Source organism: Rheinheimera sp. KL1 (assembly GCF_001275035.1).
Taxonomy (GTDB): domain Bacteria; phylum Pseudomonadota; class Gammaproteobacteria; order Enterobacterales; family Alteromonadaceae; genus Pararheinheimera; species Pararheinheimera tangshanensis.
The window spans coordinates 1-16638 of the sequence record NZ_LAMX01000021.1; the positions used below are offsets into that span (position 1 = coordinate 1).

The following is a 16638-nucleotide window of genomic DNA, read 5'->3' on the forward strand; positions in this document are numbered from 1 at the left end:
CCTGCTACATCTCTGTTGCAGGCCTTTATACATCAACCACTGGATCGGTCAACCGATCTGAAAAATGCTTATCTGATCGGCATTAGCCTACTTGGCCCTTTTTTTATTTGCAGCTACAGCACAGGGCAAGCTTTTGCCACGCTGCCTGACAGACTTTTCCCCCGCCTTATCATTTGAAGGTTGCTTATATCTCTCGAGTCAAAACTTGCTTTATTGTTTCTTTGGGCATCTGGATGTTTACATGTCCAGTTTCTGTAGTTATGCTAAAGCAAGTACAATGAGTTCATTGCATGATGCGTATGCAGATGACTCAAGTGAGGTATGAGGCATGATAGATTTAAAATTGCTGCGAACTTTACAGGCACTGCAACAGACCGGTACTTTGGTGGCCGCGGCTGAACAACTGTGTTTGACCCAGTCGGCGTTGTCGCATCAGCTCAAAGAAGCAGAGTCTTCGCTCGGGACGACGCTTTATCTGCGTAAAAGCCAGCCGGTGAGTTTTAGCGCACAAGGCCAGTTGTTGTTGGATTTAGCCGCACGAGTATTGCCTTTGGTCGCACAGACAGAAGCACAACTTAAAAGGAAGAGTTTAAGTGGTATTCGACTGGCTGTGGAGTGCCACGCTTGTTTTCACTGGTTAATGCCTGCTGTTAAAGCTTTTGGACTGATAGAACCGAACTGCCCAATAGAGTTTTCTGCAGAGATAGAGCACAACGCGCTGGATGCTTTATTAAGTGATGAACTGGATTTGGTGCTGACGACAGATCAACGTGATCTTCAGGGCGTTTTTTTCGAAGCTTTATTTGAAATGCAGCTTTGTCTGGGGGTGAGCACCGATCATCCGCTGGCACAGCAGGCTTTTGTAGTAGCGCAGCAGCTCAGACAAGAGACTTTATTAGGCTATCCTTTACCTCTGGAGCGACAGGATTTATATCGGTACGTGTTCGCTCCAGCAGGTTTGGAAGCCAAATTCAGAACCGTAGCTCAAAGTAGCCAGATCCTGCAGTTAATTGCCGCAGGGCAGGGGGTGGCCTTGTTGCCGCGGTGGCTGATGGAGCCTTATCGAGCTCAGGGCTTGCTGGCGGTTTTACCCATAGGTGAGCAGGGCTTGTTTCGAACTATGTATGCGGCGTGTCGACAGGGGCAGCAAGAGGCGACCCCATTACGACAGTTATTGGAACAAATCAGCCAGCATCAGCCTTCGTAGGCCAGCGGGTCTGTCGCTTGGTTTAGCTCAAAAGCTTCCAGACGTTCCTGACAAGAGCCACATTTGCCGCAGGCTTTTTCGCGGCCGTTGTAACAAGTCCAGGTTTTGCTGTAATCCAGCCCCATGGCTAAACCATCACGCAAAATCTCAATTTTGGTCTGGCTTAAATAAGGGCTGACAATGTCCACAGGTTCGTAGTTAGCCACCTGGCAGACATCGTTCATTTTGTGCACAAATTCAGGACGGCAATCCGGATAGATAAAATGATCGCCAGAGTGTGCGCCGTAATATACAGCGCGGGCATTCAGTGAGACGGCATAACCCACAGCGAGAGACAATAAAATCATATTGCGGTTGGGCACCACTGTTGATTTCATCGTATCTGCAGCGTAATGCCCCTCGGGAATTTGGATATCTTCATGTGTACTGTCTGGCGCCATCAGGCTGGAACCTGCCAGGAGCTGATTAATGGCAGAAATATCCACCACCTTATGAGGCACGCCTAATTCTTCACAGACGTTTTTAGCACAGAGCAGTTCTTTGACATGGCGCTGACCATAGTTAAAAGACAGGGCATAGACTTCATGTCCATCAGCTATGGCTTTGTGCAACACGGTAAATGAATCCATACCGCCGGAATAAATCACAACAACTTTTTGCGGCATCTGTTCGGCTCTCTCGCTATAATGGGCAAAATTTCGGGCGCGCATTGTACTGTATCTGAGCCCGTAGCTAAAGGAAAACCCCATAAAGTGTATAAAGTAAACGAGATTTTCGAGACCATTCAGGGTGAAGGTAGTTACACCGGTACTCCAGCTATTTTTCTGCGTTTACAAGGTTGTCCTGTAGGCTGCTCCTGGTGTGATACCAAACAGACCTGGGAAATCGATCCCGAGTTGCAATTAAGTCCTGCCGCAATTTTAGAGAAAAAAGCCGATTCTGATCATTGGTGCAGTTTAACCTCAGAGCAAATAGTGCAACTCTTTGCCGACAAAGGCTACCGTGCTAAACATGTGGTGATCACAGGTGGCGAGCCTTGTATGTATGATTTACGACCTTTGTGTGAGCTGTTGCATGCACGGGGGGTTTCAACACAGATTGAAACCAGTGGTACCTTTGAAATTCTGGCGCCTGTCAGTACCTGGGTGACTGTTTCACCTAAAGTAAATATGAAAGGCGGCTACGAAGTGCTACGCACGGCACTGGAGCGTGCCAACGAGATTAAGCACCCTGTAGCTATGGAAAAGCATATTGACGAGCTACTGGAGCTGATACAGGGGCTGGATTTAAGCACTACACTAGTGTATCTGCAGCCTATCAGTCAAAAAGCCAAAGCCACTCAGCTGGCTATTGAATTTTGTAAACAATACAACTGGCGCTTAAGTGTGCAGGTCCATAAGTATCTGGGTATTAACTGATTTCTTCCAGACTATCTTCCAGCCATATCTCAAGGTCTTTGGCTGTGGTAGTTAAATCCTGCTTTAACCACTGACGTTTTAAGTGGGGAGTCAGGGGAAGAAGTTCCATCCAGCGCGACACCAGCCAACATAAATTCTGATGCTCAGGCTCAGGATAAAGTCTGGCCAGTTCAGGGTATTGTTTAAATACCAGTTGCAGTTTATGCCAGAGTGGCTGGTGTTCTATTGTGGTGTTCTCTGCAGTCCAGAAGCGGATAGGTTCAAGCTCAGCGACATGCAGTTGATCCTGCTCTTGCCATCTTTTTATAATTTGATAACGGCCCAGCCCTTCGACAGTGATACCCAGCAAACCATCGGGTAATTGTTCAAAGTCAATAATAGAGACTAGGGTCACCTCAGGACAGATGCGATCAGCATGATGCTGACTAACAAGCGGATTGATGCTTGCCATCGCAAAAGGGCGTTGACCACTACTGGCTTCTTTCATCATGCGTAGATAGCGCGGTTCAAACAAACGCAGACGCATTTTGCCTTCAGGCAGTAATAAGGTATTTAGTGGAAATAAAGCTATTATAGGGTTCATAACCGCAAGTCGTTAACTACTCTGCGGTTATGTACGCTGTGGCTGGGCTTTCAGATTAGTCTTTTGCAGTTCTTATCGGATCGTCTTTCAATTTAGGGATTTTTAAGCCCAATTCTTTGCCTCTGTTGCGGGCGTAGTAAGTGCAGCCAACAAACATGAGGCCAGAAAACAGTAGCTCAAGCAGAGCCAGAAAAAACTCAGTACCTACGCTGACCCATAAATGTGTCAGGCTGTGGACCATGTACAGCATTACAATAAAGTTAGCCCAGGCAAAGGTATAAGCTTTACCTGTGATCATGCCCCAAAGTGGGAACCACAAAGGCGTCCACAGCAAGGCAAGCAGAACCTTAGCACTGCCCAGTTCTGGTGGTGCTAACCATAAAACCCAGACAGGGATCAGCATAAAAAGCCCGACAAAACCAATACGGCCAAGCCATAGATAAAGACGGGTGGAAGGAGCCATGGCCACAGATAGATCGTTCATAAGGTACTGAATCCGGATGTTTTTAACGCAATAGCGGCTAAAGCAAGCCGTTTGCCAAATTGAATAGCCAGTTGATGTTCATCTTTACTCAAATGGCTTGCACCTGATAAGCCACTGACATGGCTTGGGCCATAAGGTGTGCCGCCTGTTTGAGTATGATGCAGTTCTGGTTCCAGATAAGGCAGGCCTATCACCAGCATGCCGTGGTGCAACAACGGTAACATCATACTGAGTAAATTAGCTTCATTACCGCCATGCATACTGCCAGATGATGTAAATACTCCAGCTGGTTTATCCATCAAAGCGCCTTTAAGCCAGAGACTACTAGTGTTATCCCAAAAGGCTTTTAATGGGGCCGCCATATTGCCAAAACGCACAGGACTGCCAAAAGCAAAGCCATCGGCGTCGAGCAAGTCTTGTTCTGTAACTTGCGGATGTAGACCAACGGCTGAGCCATCCAGAGCGGGCACTGTACGCAACATGACTTCTGCACCCGCTTGCTGAACACCAATAGCAATTTTTTCCGCTAAGGCGGCAACAGAGCCATGGCGGGAATAATATAAAATTAATAGCTGAATACTCATGCAAGTAGCGCCAGCATTTTATCGGCAGGCCTTGCTATCACTGCGTTGTCACCCACCTGAAGCACTGGTCTTTCCATCAGCTTAGGGTGTTGTACCAAGGCAGAAATTAATTGCTGTTCGGACAGAGCAGGATCAGCCAGGCCTAACGTCTTGTATTCATCTTCCTTACTGCGTAATAAATCGCGTGCTGGCAGTTGCAGCGCTTTGAGTAAGGCGGTCAGTTCAGCAACAGACAAAGGCTGCTCGAGATAGTAACGTACAGAAAAAGTCTTGCCGCTTTGTTCTAATAAGGCCAAAGCTTCCCGACTTTTTGAACAGCGATTGTTATGGTAGAGCGTAATCATAAAAAAATTATACCTTGATGTTACAAACGTTTCAGACGATTGAGTTCGGTTTGCCATTGTTTTTTCTTAGCTTCAAGACGTCTGTTTTCTAAGGTGTTATTTTTGCCTACATGGTTTAATGCTTCGTTTAAATCGTCAATAGCTTTAGGGTAAACCGCCATTTGATAATATAAGTCGGCTCTTGCCTCGTAATAACGGGCATAATCTTCCATGGCTTTGTACGTGTCGGCCAACATTTCATAAGCCAAAAAAATGTCATTTTTGTAATAGAGTAAATTTCTTAGTAAATGGACCGCTAATCTGTACGCTTTCCCCTGAAGAGCGGCATTGGCATAGTTGAGCGTAATGACCTGATTATTAGGTTTGAGTAAGTAGTGCTGTTCTAGCATCGACATAGCCTGTTCAGCCTTACCTTGTGCCAGCAGAATATCGGTATAGGCGTCTATATAAAACAAGTTATCCGGCTCTTGCTGTCGTAATTTACTGATAATCTGGTCGGCTTTCTCTACTTGCTTGTCATCAAAATAAGTCAAAGCTAAACCATATTGGTTGGCTTTGGTATTGCCACCAGGCTCTGCCAGTTTACGTAAAAAGTAACTTTGTGCATCTTTTGTCTGGTAATGATAACGCGCCATGACTCTGGCTTTTATCAGGGTATAGTCCTGACTGTCTGCAACAAAACGCTTTGGAAATTGTTCAGCCCTTAAGCGTGAATCCGCGACCCGGGATTGTGACAAGGGGTGAGTGTACAAGAAGGCCAATTGAGTATTGGCAAAGCGGCTTTTTTCAGCCAGTTTATTAAAAAACTCCGGCACAGCATAAGGGTTATAGCCTGCATCCGCCATCAGTTGAATACCAATACGGTCGGCTTCCTGCTCGTTACTGCGGGTAAAGTTAATAGCGCTTTGTTGTGCCAGCCCCTGAGAGGCCATAATACCGGCCATACCCGCTTCCGGATTGACTGTAGCAAGCAAAATTGACCCTAATATTCCCGCCAGAGTGAGAGGGCCGTTTTCAGACCGAGCTTCTACAGACCGTGCAATATGGCGCTGTGTAACGTGGGAGATTTCGTGCGCTATGACAGAGGCAAATTCACTTTCACTGTCTGACACAGCCAGAGTACCAGTGTGGGAGACAATATTGCCGCCCAAGGTCGCGAATGCGTTAATATTTTTATCGTTCACCCAATAAAAGCGGAATGGAAATTTAACATCCTGAGCTTTGGCGACCATTTGATTGCCCATTGAGTTCAGGTATTCATCCATCAGCGGGTCATACACCATAGGCAACTGGCCCTTGGTTTGCCGCATCATTACGTCACCCAACTGCTTTTCTTTGTCTGGTGTTAAGGTTGAGAAAGCGTTCCCGCCAATATCAGGTAAGGCATTATTGGCTTGAACTGAGGTACTACTCAAAGCCAAACCAATACTGAACAAACTCATTTTGATGAGTTGTTTTTTTACTGCAAATCGCTTCATTTATTTTTTGAACTCAGTCATACCGGCTTTAAACACGGATAATTTTAATTCACTTGGTCCGCTTACCCCAGCTTTTTTTGACAAAGCTGCAACAGTCGCGACATCTTTAGATGTGCACTGTTGAGACTCTCAAAGCCAGAATAAGACAGAGTGTACAGTGGTTCAGTTGAAAGTTGTTAAACCACTGATTAATTTCACTGTATTTGGCAAAAAAAAAGCTGCGAAGTTCAACTTAATATAAGCTTTAGCTTCAGTCAGAGCTTATTGTTCAGGCAATAAGCTCAGTTCCGGCATTAAAAGCTAAGATTTAATCCCAAAGAAACAGACCGTGGCAATGCTGGTTCAAAAGCACGGCCATTGGCCTGATTGACCACTACAGCCCCGACATAATTTTTATCGGTCAGATTATCTACACCTAGCCAGTAGCGCAGCTGCAGATTGGATAATGCAGTTTCGGTCACTAGTTTCAGATGATAGACAGTAGCTGAAGGGGCAAATAACAGGTTTTGATCGCTGGTAGCTATTTTGCCGCGATACAAGGTATCAAACTGCAACATCCACTCGCTGCTTTGTAGCGGCATCCAACTGATTTGCCATTGAGCCTGTTGTTTGGCTACTCCAGGTAGTAACTTGCCATCCAGAGCTCCCTGGGTGAAACGTGCATTGAGCTGAGTGAGCGTCCATTGATGTTGCCAGGATGCAGAGGCAAACCATAAGGTCGACAGTTCAACACCGGTACGTTTAGTTTCACTGGCATTGCGATAACTGGTACGACCGCCACTGGACTGATCGACCACTAACTCATTTTCACTTTCAACCAAAAATACCGCCAGACTGGAGCGCCAGTTGCCCTGCTGCCATTTATTACCCAGTTCCCATTGCTGGTTGGTACTCTCTTTTAATCCTAAATTTAAACCTTCGCCACTGCTCTGGTACGCCATTTCGGTAAAGGTGGGGGTTTCAAAACCGCGGCCTGCGCTGATATACCAGGAGACATGCTCAGACTGAGCAAAGTTGAGCGCCAGTGCGGCTGAGGTTCTTGCAAAAGCAGTAGATCCGCTGTCATCAGGGTTTTGTGCTGTGATATAAAAATCAGTCACATCAAAATCCAGATCAGAGTGGCGAACACCACCACTTAATTGCCAGGCCGGGTCCAGATCCCAAACAAAGCGGCTGTATAAATCAGCAGATTGTACTTCGCCTTCCTCATTGCGGCGCAAATCACCCTGAGCACCCTGGTTATTGACATAACCGCGGCGTTCATCGGTACTTTGTTCAAGCGCACCACCTACACTCAGGCGCACCTTGTCAAATTGCCAGCTGTAGGATGCATCCAACCCTTGATAAGGCCGGCTCAAATCAACCACACCTCCGGCTGAGGTTGGCGCAGAACCATCAAAGCCCAAATACTGACCTACATCACGTTGACCAAACCAGGCCGCCACACGCCAGCTTTGATCTGCAAATTGCTGTGACAGGTTTATGCTCCATTGCTGTTGTTTGGTAAATTTACGGGTATCAAAAGTGAGGGCATTGGCCGCGGTTTGACGCGGATCCTCCTGCCATTCCTGTGCTGTTAAACCTAATGGGTCTTGCAGCAGTGGATCATAAGACCAGTCGTATCTTAGTTGGAGTGTTAGCTCGTTCTCAAAAGCGCTTTGCCACAACCATTGTGCTTGTTGTTTTTTGGCATCACTGTGTGCACGTTGACTTTGCAACTCTGCGTTTTTTAAGCTCAGGGAACTTGCATGCTTACCTTTTACCATAGCCGCTGAGAGCAGTTGCTGACGGGCGAACTGACTGTGACTGAGTTGCACTGAGGCTGAGTTTTCTGTCGGCCAGCGGCTTTGCAGTGCAACCACACCACCTGCGGCATTGCCATACAACACAGCAAGCGGGCCTGTCAGAACTTCAACAGAGGCCAGTTGGTCCAGTAATACTGAACTGAATTGGCCCTGGCCGTCCGGGCTCGACAACGGAATTCCGTCCTGTAATAAACGTATGCCGCGGATGCCAAAACTACTTCTGCTGCCAAAACCTCGGGCACTTAAACGGCTGTCCTGAGCATAATTGGCTCTGCTGTCGGCCTGAATGCCCGGAATATGCTGCAGTAAACTGGCTGCGTCTGTTTGTAAGGGTTGTCGTTCAAAGCTTTTACGAAAGCTGCTGGCTGCGCTGCCAATCCAAGGAGACTGCTGACCCTGAGCTGTCACTACAATGATTTCATCCGGTAGTTCATCTGGATTAGTATTCTCCACCGCGATAACAGCGGCAGAAAAAAAACTGAGCGCTAAAGCGCTCAGTTGAAAAGGTAAATAGTTCATGGAGACTGGTTACTCTTTATTGTGGGGATAAACGCAATAACTTACCGTCATCTTCGTCGGTTAGCAGATACACTGCACCGTCAGGGCCTGCCTGCACATCACGGATACGTGCGCCGATACGGATGCGCTCTTCGTGGCTGACTTTGTCGCCTGTCAGTTCCAAACGTACGAGCTGACCGAATTTTAAAGAACCCACTAACAGGTTATTTTGCCAGCCATTGATTTGAGTACCAGTGTAAAAACTCATGCCGCTTGGCGCAATAGAAGGTACCCAGTAGTGCAAGGGTTGCTCTAAACCAGCTTTGGTTTTTACGCCTATCACACCGCCACCGTACTCTTCACCATAAGTGATCACTGGCCAGCCATAGTTTTTACCTGCAGTGGCAATATTGATTTCATCGCCGCCCTGAGGACCGTGTTCGTGAGTCCATAAAGCACCGGTTTGCGGATGAATAGCAGCACCTTGCAAATTACGGTGACCATAAGACCAGATATCGGCTTTGGCATCGCTCTGATTTGCAAAAGGATTTCCAGCTGCTGGCGAACCATCCTTGTTTACTTTGACTATTTTACCAAAGTGACCAGATAGTTTCTGTGCGTCGTCACGACGAGAACCTCGATCGCCCATGGTGATAAAAAGTTCGCCTGCCGGAGTAAAAGCCAGACGACCACCATAGTGATAGTTGCTGTCTATAGCTTCTGCCTGCCGGAAAATCACTTTAACATTTTTTAATGTCTGACCATCCAGAGTGGCACTGGCCACTGCGGTGGCATTGACCCCACCTTCACGAGGTTCGCTGAAACTGAAATAAATAGTGCTGTTTTTTGCAAAGTCAGGGTCTAGAACCAAACCTAATAAACCACCCTGGCCCTTAGCATGCACCGCGGGCAATCCGGTAATGGCTTCACTTTTTTCGCCAGTTTTGCTGATGTAACGCATATAGCCTGCACGTTCGGTCACCAGCAAGGAGCCATCAGGTAAAAATTGCATAGCCCAAGGGTGATTGAGACCCGATGACAGTGTTTGCATGTCCAAGGTAGCTTTTTCGGTTTTCAGAGTTTCAGCCACCAGAGGCTGAGTCACCAGACTAAGGCCAGCGACCAGACTGAGCAGGGATAGTTTATGCATACAACAGATCCTTTTTTAAGCGTTTATAAATAAACCTGAGCATAATGGATAGCAGAAAAAAGTACTAAAAATGCGGCTGGTATCCATTCTCACAGGATTAATGGAAGTTAATCAGGGTTTTTCAGATAAGCCAGCACCACGTCATGGTGATTGCTGGTTTTAAAGTCATCAAAGACTTTACTGATCCTGCCATCCTGCTCAATCAGAAAACTAATCCGATGAATACCATCATACACTTTGCCCATAAACTTCTTTTCGCCCCAAACGCCAAAGGCTTCTGCTGCTTGATGGTCCTCATCACCTAACAAGGTGAAATTAAGCTGCTCTTTTTGTTCAAACTTTGCCAGCCTTGCAGGGGCGTCGATGCTGATCCCCACCACCTGTACATTAAAATCAGCCAGTTGTGTTTTGCTGTCGCGTAAACCACAGGCCTGCACTGTGCAGCCAGGAGTCATAGCTTTTGGGTAAAAATACACCAATACCCGACTTTTTTTCAATAAGTCATTTAACTGCACAAGCTGTCCGCTTTGATCGGGCAAACTAAAATTTGGTGCCTGTTGTCCTGCTGTTAATCTGTTCATCATTTTCCCTTTTATTTACAGCTGAGCTTCGAAACGCCCCGTTAACTGAAGCTGTTCAAGCAAAGCAAAAAGCTCTTGTTTGATTTGAGCCACCTGCGTGCCTTGCGGCAACTGGACAGTCATAGTGCAGTGGTTTAAGAGCTGCTGGGTTTGGGCGTCAATCAGAGTTTCAGTACGCAGAGCGCCAATGTAAATCTGATGATTCGCCAACAAGGTCGCTATAGCACCTAAGGTGCCTACTTTATCTGTTCCGGTATACTCCAGCACATAATGCGCACTGACCTCTGCAGTAGGCTGAGCAGATGTACGTTTGGTCATGGTCAGTAGATCAAGTTCATAACCTAAACCAGGCAATAAATGTTCAATTCGGCTAATAGCCACAGCATCGCCGGATAACAACATAATAAAAGTGAACTCGTTGCCAAAAATAGCCATGCGGCTATCCACTATATTGCAATTACAGTCGGTAACCAGACGCGCCAGACGGCTGACCAGCCCTGTTCTGTCTGCACCTATTGCAGTGACGACCAATTGTTGTGGCATGCTAAGTTGATGTCTCTGAATGAAAAACGGCTGCGAAGTTTAGCATATTTAGCGTAAATTTCACCTGTGTGACAGTCCCTTTGCTTGTGTTTGTTGTCGTGCGTCATTACCATAGGCAGCCTGAAAATTTTGGAGCCTTGAGCATGTTTAGCGGAAGTATTGTTGCTTTAATCACCCCTATGGATCCTGTCGGTGCTGTGGACTATGACAGCCTGAAGCGATTGGTGGATTTTCATTTAAGCAATCAGACCGACGCTTTGGTGATCATGGGAACGACGGGGGAGTCTGTTACCTTAAGTTTCGCTGAGCAACTGCAAGTACTCAAGGCTGTATTAGCGCAGGTGGACGGACGTATTCCCGTTATTGCTGGTAATGGCTCAAATTCAACTGCGGACGCAGTTGAAAAGACTAAAACGTTATCTGCTTTGCCTGTTGCAGGTTTTTTAACGGTAACGCCTTATTACAATAAGCCAATGCAAAAAGGCATGTTGGCGCATTACCAGGCCGTAGCCGCAGCCACAGACAAGCCCGTCATTTTGTACAATGTACCAGGGCGCACCGGTGTGGATTTGCAGCCTGAGACAGTAGCCGAACTGGCGAACGTTCCAAACATTATTGGAATCAAAGAGGCCACTGGTTCGATGGAGCGACTGGCACAATTGCAGGCGTTATGTCCGGCAGATTTTTTATTATTCAGCGGTGACGATGCCACTTGCTGTGAATTTATGTTAAAAGGTGGCCACGGCGTGATCTCTGTGACGACCAACGTTGCGCCTGCGTTGATGTCACAAATGTCAAAAGCAGCCTTAGAAAAAAATACAGAATTGGCAAAGCAGCTGGATCAGAAGTTACAAGGTTTGCATCATCAGTTGTTTATCGAAGCCAATCCTATTCCGAGTAAGTGGGCACTGCTGAAGATGGGGTTAATTGCTGATGATATGGCAAGATTACCTTTGACCCGGTTGGAACCAATTCATCAAAGCGTAATCGAACAAGCGCTGAAACAAGCCCAGATTAATGTGTAGGAGTTTTATAGTGCAGTATTGGATCCCGGCAAGCTTAGTTGCCTCGTTATTTATCTCTGGTTGTTCTTTGTTCCCTGAAGAAGTAACAGAACAAAGCGCGGTTGAGGCAAAGCCTGTCGCTGAACTAAAAGTGCCCGCCGGATTAACCGCAGCGAAAAAACCTGCACAGTATGATATTCCGCCAGCGCCTAATGCACCAGTGACTGAAGTTGAATTGAAGTCGCCAATGCAGGTGTTAGCTCTGGCCACCAATAGCAGGGTGGAAGAGGAAGAAAAAGAAGCCCGGATTTGGTTCGAGCGTTCAGAGTTCACAGGTGAATTGTTACCTTACCTGAAAAAAAATGTGCTGGATTTTGGTAAAGAAAAGCAAATAGAGATCACACAAAAAGATCAGGAAGGTTTGGTATTTGAAACCGGCTGGGTGAGTCGTTTTGAAGAAGAGGGCTTTTGGCTGTGGAAAGACATGGTCGAAAAGGAGCAAAGCCGTTTTCTGATCGTATTGGAACCTAAGCCTCATCGCCGTACTGTTGGGGTAAGAGTGCAGTTGCTTGAGCATCGTTTTATCGAAAACGATACCAAGCTATCAGCTATAGCGCAGAAGCGTGAAGAAGTGTATTTCCTGAACCGTTTGGTAGACAAAGTCGCTACTGTGGAATTGGTTCAGATTAATCTGAAAAAAGCTCAGTCCCGTCAAATTACTCTGACCACAGGTTTTGACGCACAAGGTGATGCTGCCATGATCACAGGACAGTCTTTAGATGCATCCTGGGCACAGCTGGAATTGTTGTTTGAGCAAAACGGCTTTGTGGTTAATGATCTGGATCGAACGAAATACAGTTTTTTCCTCACCTATACCAAGCCTGAAACAGGTTTTTGGGATTCATTGTGGAGTGATGAAGAGACTATCGATGTGCCTTTAACCGAGGGCGATTATCAGGTGGTGTTAACTAAAGCTGAAGTTGGAACCCTTATAAGCTGGCGTGACAGTGAAGGAAAAGTCTTGTCTGCGGAACAAGTCAGTGCCTTACACCAGGCTTTAGTGAAGATTATTAAGAAAGGCAACATAGAGCTGTAACAGCTTTTGTCTGACTCGGTGTCCCTTCATTGAAGTAGTGTTGTCTTATAGAAAAAACCACCTACGGGTGGTTTTTTGCATTTTTATAAAATCAGTTGTGTCATATGGCGCAGTGATGGAAAACGCTGCAGCAGAGTTGAAATAAGGCTATGATTAGCCTCACTTTAATAAGAGAATCAAGGACAGCAGATGCTGGATGTGCAGGATTATCTGAAGATTTTTATCGGTATCATTGCGATCTTAAATCCGTTGGGAGCTTTGCCTATGTACTTATCGCTCACTGCTGATCACAGCGAGCAGGACAAAAAGCAAGTGGCGATCACCTCAGCCAAAGCCGCCAGTGTGATCCTATTGGTAACATTATTTTTTGGTGAGTTTATTCTTAGTTTCTTTGGTATTTCAGTCAATTCGTTCCGGGTCGGTGGCGGTATTTTAATTTTGTTGATGGCCATTTCGATGTTAAATGCTCAAACCAGTGGCGCTAAAAGTACCGAAGCGGAGCGGTTAGAGGCCACTCAGAAATCTTCTATTGCGGTGGTACCGCTGGCTATGCCTATGCTGGCAGGACCTGGAGCCATTAGTTCTGTTATTTTGTATGCCAACAGAGCTGAAGGCTGGTTGCATTATTTAATTATTTCGGCAGAAATTGTACTTGTTGGCATTCTTCTGGCGATCCTGATGCGCTTATCAGGTAAAATAGCTAATAGATTAGGGCAAACCGGCATGAATATTATTACCCGGGTGATGGGACTTATTCTGGCGGCAATTGCCATTGAATTTATTAGTTTGGGCATAAAGGGAATTTTCCCTGTGTTGGCAGGTTAAGGGCTAAAGATGCGATTACTTATTGCGGCACTAAGTTTTTTCTTAGCTGCCAGTACTGCACAAGCAAAACAACTGACGGACTTGTATCAGGCGGTAGTTCCTGCAGGTCAAAGCCAAAGTCTTTGGCAACAACAGGCCTTGGCGCAGGTGTTGGTGAAAGTTGCAGTCAATCCGGCTGTGATTGAACAATCTGCCATCAAAGCTGAGCTGAAAAATGCCGGTAATTATATAAAGACCTTTGCTGCTGTTAGTTCAGAACAGGGGCCTGCATTAAAAGTAGGGCTGGATGAGCAAAAAGTGCAGCAGTTACTGAGTCAGCATCAGATTGCCATTTGGGGCGCCAGACGACCTGCGATAGTGCTGTGGCTTGTCGAACAAACTGCTGAAAGTCGAACCTTTATGCAAGGCGCGGCTCATCCTGTATTGACTCAGTTGCAACAGCAGGCGAAAGCTATAGGTCTGCCTCTGGAGCTACCCACTGCAAATGACAGTTATGTGCCAACCTTATCGCAGGATGACGTCTGGGCCGGTAATTGGTTGTTGATTGAACAAGCCAGTTTGCCCTTTAGTGCCGATCAAAGCTTAATTTTGCTTTTTGACCAGCCTGCCACTGGTCAATACCGACTCACCTGGCAGGGGTATGAACAAGATCAGTTAATCAGCAATGAATTGTTAGCCAATTCCCAACAGGAATTAGCTGCACAGTTTCTGACTAACCTGACCACGCAACTGGCCAGCAAATTTGCGGTGCAGCTTGGCAGCCAACAAGACCAGACTGAACTGGAATTGGATATTGAAGGACTGACGAATTTTGTGGATCAGGTCAAAGTACAACAAATGCTTAGTGCTATGTTGTCAGTCAAGCAAGTGACAGTAAAAGAGCGTAAAGCCGATTTACTCAAATTTAAAGTGCAACTGGCAGCTGACCGTGGCGCCTTTATTAATTCCCTGTCACTGGAACGCCGGTTGCAGTCGTTGCAAACAACAGAACAAACCGGCGCTGTCACTAATGGTATAGCAACGGCAGGTACCGAAACTACAGAAGTCACAGATGAACTTTTTGCAGAGATGGCGGCTGAAATGGCAACAGAGCCTTCCGCTGCGCCAACGGGGACAGAGTCTGCCGTACTGCGTTACAGGTATATTCCAAACTAATGACGCCGGTGCAATATACGCTGGCAGTCACACTGCCAGAAGACGAAACCCTTGATACCTTTTATGGGGCTGAGACCAGCCCTGTGGTGAGCTATATCAAACATTTTCTGACCAGGCCCTCTGAACATCGCCTGCCTTTGTATTTATTCGGCGCTAGTGGCAGTGGCAAATCGCATTTGTTGTACGCCGCTTGTGTTCAGGCGCAGGAACTGGGTTTAACCAGTCAACTCTTGAGTCTGGAAGATTTTAAAGCCTGGAGCCCACGAATATTGGACCAACTCGAAGAGTTGGATCTGGTGTGTCTGGATAATATTCAGGCCGTAGCTGGCGATGTCAGTTGGCAGGTGGCGGTGTTTGATTTGTACAATCGCATGACGGAGCAGGGCAAAGCGCTGATTATTGTTGCAGATCAGGCTCCAACCGAACTGGGTATTACCTTGCCGGATTTAGTTTCACGTTTGCAGGCCTGCACCAGTTTTCAACTGAGGTTATTGGCTGATGAAGACAAACAAAAACTGTTGCAACAAAAAGCCCGTTTACGTGGCATGGAACTGCCGGATGAAGTGGCGAGATTTTTGTTAAACCGTCAGCAACGTGACATCCGGGAGCTGGTGCAAATTCTCGATTTACTGGATAAAGCCTCGATAGTGCATCAGCGTAAGCTGACCATTCCTTTTGTCAAAGATATGCTGAGCTTATCTCACTGATTTTCAGCTGTTCTTTCCTGCTCAAACAGAAAAAAAGCCTTATTTTACGCAAGCTCTGAGCGTAAATCTGGTGTATTATTGCCACCTTTTTATACGACTTATCACCCCGAAGTCATTGATGCTACAGCTGACCAAGCTGCAGTGTTCGTTTCGATAGGGATTAACGCTGGTCTGAGGATAGCGATGAACTTAACCGCCATTTTAGAAGAAGCCTTACAGGCAGTCGCTGTAGCGAACGATATCAACGCACTGGAAGATGTGCGTGTGGCCTTTATGGGCAAAAAAGGCAGCATCACTGAGCTGCTGAAGTCTTTAGGTGCCATGGATCCAGAGACCCGCAAAACTGCAGGTCAACAGATCAATGAGTTAAAACAGCAAGTACAGGATGCGTTAAACACTAAACGTGATCAGATGCAGCAGGCTGAACTGGCAGAAAAACTGTCTAAAGAACAGATTGATGTGACTTTGCCTGGCCGTACTTTAGAAGCCGGTGGCCTGCACCCCGTCACCCGCACCATTCGCCGTATTGAAAGCTTTTTTGGTGAATTAGGGTTTGAAGTCAAACATGGCCCGGAAATCGAAGATGATTTCCATAATTTTGATGCATTGAATATTCCTGCGCATCACCCGGCCCGCGCTGACCACGATACGTTTTACTTTAATCCTAAGCTGATGCTGCGTACTCAGACCTCTGGTGTGCAAATTCGTACTATGGAAACAGAACAGCCACCGCTGCGCATCATTTCCCCTGGCCGTGTGTATCGTAACGATTACGATCAAACCCATACGCCGATGTTCCATCAGGTGGAAGGGTTGATGGTCGATAAAAATGTCAGCTTTACTGAGCTCAAAGGTATTTTGCACGATTTTTTGAATAACTATTTTGAAGAAGACTTGCAAATACGTTTCCGTCCGTCCTTTTTCCCTTTTACTGAGCCATCTGCTGAGGTGGACGTGATGGGTAAAAACGGTAAATGGCTGGAAGTATTAGGCTGCGGTATGGTGCATCCAAATGTGTTGCGTTCTGTTGGCATTGACCCTGAAATCTACAGCGGCTTTGCTTTTGGTATGGGCGTTGAGCGTCTGACCATGTTGCGTTATGGCGTAACAGACCTTCGTTCATTCTTCGAAAACGATCTGCGTTTTCTAAAGCAATTCAGATAAGCGGGAGCAGAT

General features: G+C 46.5%; 18 protein-coding genes. 8 read left to right on the plus strand and 10 right to left on the minus strand.

The genetic code is table 11. The features are described 5' to 3' along the window. The first annotated feature begins 328 nt into the window (after positions 1–328). The gene (locus WH43_RS11635; RefSeq protein ID WP_053424779.1) at positions 329–1207 is read left to right on the plus strand and encodes a LysR substrate-binding domain-containing protein; all 879 of its coding nucleotides are present in this window, start codon (positions 329–331) and stop codon (positions 1205–1207) included. On the opposite strand, the gene queC is transcribed toward WH43_RS11635, so the two are convergent. Continuing rightward, complete coding sequence (gene queC / locus WH43_RS11640; RefSeq protein WP_053424780.1) at positions 1195–1872, minus strand: 7-cyano-7-deazaguanine synthase QueC; 678 nt, start codon at positions 1870–1872, stop codon at positions 1195–1197. The genes WH43_RS11635 and queC overlap by 13 nt on opposite strands. Positions 1873–1959: 87 nt before the next feature. Between queC and queE the strand changes: the two genes are divergently transcribed. After that, positions 1960–2625 (plus strand): 7-carboxy-7-deazaguanine synthase QueE, encoded by a 666-nt coding sequence (gene queE / locus WH43_RS11645; RefSeq protein WP_053424781.1) that lies wholly within the window; start codon positions 1960–1962, stop codon positions 2623–2625. Here the strand turns inward: queE and WH43_RS11650 are convergent. The 9 genes from WH43_RS11650 to WH43_RS11690 form a co-directional block, all read right to left on the minus strand. Beyond that, positions 2618–3208: an LON peptidase substrate-binding domain-containing protein gene (locus WH43_RS11650; protein ID WP_053424782.1), complete on the minus strand. Its 591-nt coding sequence runs from the start codon at positions 3206–3208 to the stop codon at positions 2618–2620. The genes queE and WH43_RS11650 overlap by 8 nt on opposite strands. 55 nt (positions 3209–3263) lie before the next feature. Continuing rightward, complete coding sequence (locus WH43_RS11655; protein ID WP_053424783.1) at positions 3264–3692, minus strand: DUF2069 domain-containing protein; 429 nt, start codon at positions 3690–3692, stop codon at positions 3264–3266. Then, the gene (wrbA, locus tag WH43_RS11660; protein WP_053424784.1) at positions 3689–4276 is read right to left on the minus strand and encodes an NAD(P)H:quinone oxidoreductase; all 588 of its coding nucleotides are present in this window, start codon (positions 4274–4276) and stop codon (positions 3689–3691) included. The genes WH43_RS11655 and wrbA overlap by 4 nt, the downstream gene beginning before the upstream one ends. After that, a complete protein-coding gene (gene arsC, locus WH43_RS11665; RefSeq protein WP_053424785.1) occupies positions 4273–4620 on the minus strand; it encodes an arsenate reductase (glutaredoxin) in 348 nt (115 codons plus the stop codon). Before arsC ends, wrbA begins: the two co-directional genes overlap by 4 nt. A gap of 20 nt (positions 4621–4640) precedes the next feature. Then, on the minus strand, positions 4641–6062 hold the full coding sequence (gene bepA, locus WH43_RS11670) for a beta-barrel assembly-enhancing protease (RefSeq protein WP_286049693.1): 1422 nt from the start codon (positions 6060–6062) through the stop codon (positions 4641–4643). Between the two features lie 329 nt (positions 6063–6391). Then, positions 6392–8422 carry a TonB-dependent receptor family protein gene (locus WH43_RS11675; protein ID WP_053424787.1) on the minus strand — a complete coding sequence of 677 codons (2031 nt, stop codon included), beginning with the start codon at positions 8420–8422 and terminating at the stop codon, positions 6392–6394. Positions 8423–8438: 16 nt separating this feature from the next. Continuing rightward, a complete protein-coding gene (locus tag WH43_RS11680) occupies positions 8439–9551 on the minus strand; it encodes a PQQ-dependent sugar dehydrogenase (RefSeq protein ID WP_053424788.1) in 1113 nt (370 codons plus the stop codon). Positions 9552–9658: 107 nt separating this feature from the next. Continuing rightward, complete coding sequence (bcp, locus tag WH43_RS11685) at positions 9659–10132, minus strand: thioredoxin-dependent thiol peroxidase (RefSeq protein ID WP_053424789.1); 474 nt, start codon at positions 10130–10132, stop codon at positions 9659–9661. A gap of 15 nt (positions 10133–10147) precedes the next feature. Then, on the minus strand, positions 10148–10675 hold the full coding sequence (locus tag WH43_RS11690; protein WP_053424790.1) for a glycine cleavage system transcriptional repressor: 528 nt from the start codon (positions 10673–10675) through the stop codon (positions 10148–10150). Between the two features lie 143 nt (positions 10676–10818). Between WH43_RS11690 and dapA the strand changes: the two genes are divergently transcribed. The 6 genes from dapA (at position 10819) to pheS (ending at position 16626) form a co-directional block, all read left to right on the plus strand. Beyond that, positions 10819–11700, plus strand: coding sequence for a 4-hydroxy-tetrahydrodipicolinate synthase (gene dapA, locus WH43_RS11695; protein ID WP_053424791.1), 882 nt, complete (start codon positions 10819–10821; stop codon positions 11698–11700). Positions 11701–11710: 10 nt separating this feature from the next. Next, complete coding sequence (bamC, locus tag WH43_RS11700) at positions 11711–12775, plus strand: NlpB/DapX family lipoprotein (RefSeq protein WP_053424792.1); 1065 nt, start codon at positions 11711–11713, stop codon at positions 12773–12775. Positions 12776–12964: 189 nt separating this feature from the next. Further along, entirely contained in the window at positions 12965–13600 is a 636-nt protein-coding gene (locus tag WH43_RS11705) for a YchE family NAAT transporter (protein ID WP_053424793.1), read from the plus strand. Between the two features lie 9 nt (positions 13601–13609). Continuing rightward, a complete protein-coding gene (locus WH43_RS11710; RefSeq protein WP_053424794.1) occupies positions 13610–14755 on the plus strand; it encodes a DUF2066 domain-containing protein in 1146 nt (381 codons plus the stop codon). Continuing rightward, the gene (gene hda / locus WH43_RS11715; RefSeq protein WP_053424795.1) at positions 14755–15462 is read left to right on the plus strand and encodes a DnaA regulatory inactivator Hda; all 708 of its coding nucleotides are present in this window, start codon (positions 14755–14757) and stop codon (positions 15460–15462) included. The genes WH43_RS11710 and hda overlap by 1 nt, the downstream gene beginning before the upstream one ends. 183 nt (positions 15463–15645) lie before the next feature. Next, positions 15646–16626 carry a phenylalanine--tRNA ligase subunit alpha gene (pheS, locus tag WH43_RS11720; protein ID WP_053424796.1) on the plus strand — a complete coding sequence of 327 codons (981 nt, stop codon included), beginning with the start codon at positions 15646–15648 and terminating at the stop codon, positions 16624–16626. The last annotated feature ends 12 nt before the right edge of the window (positions 16627–16638 follow it).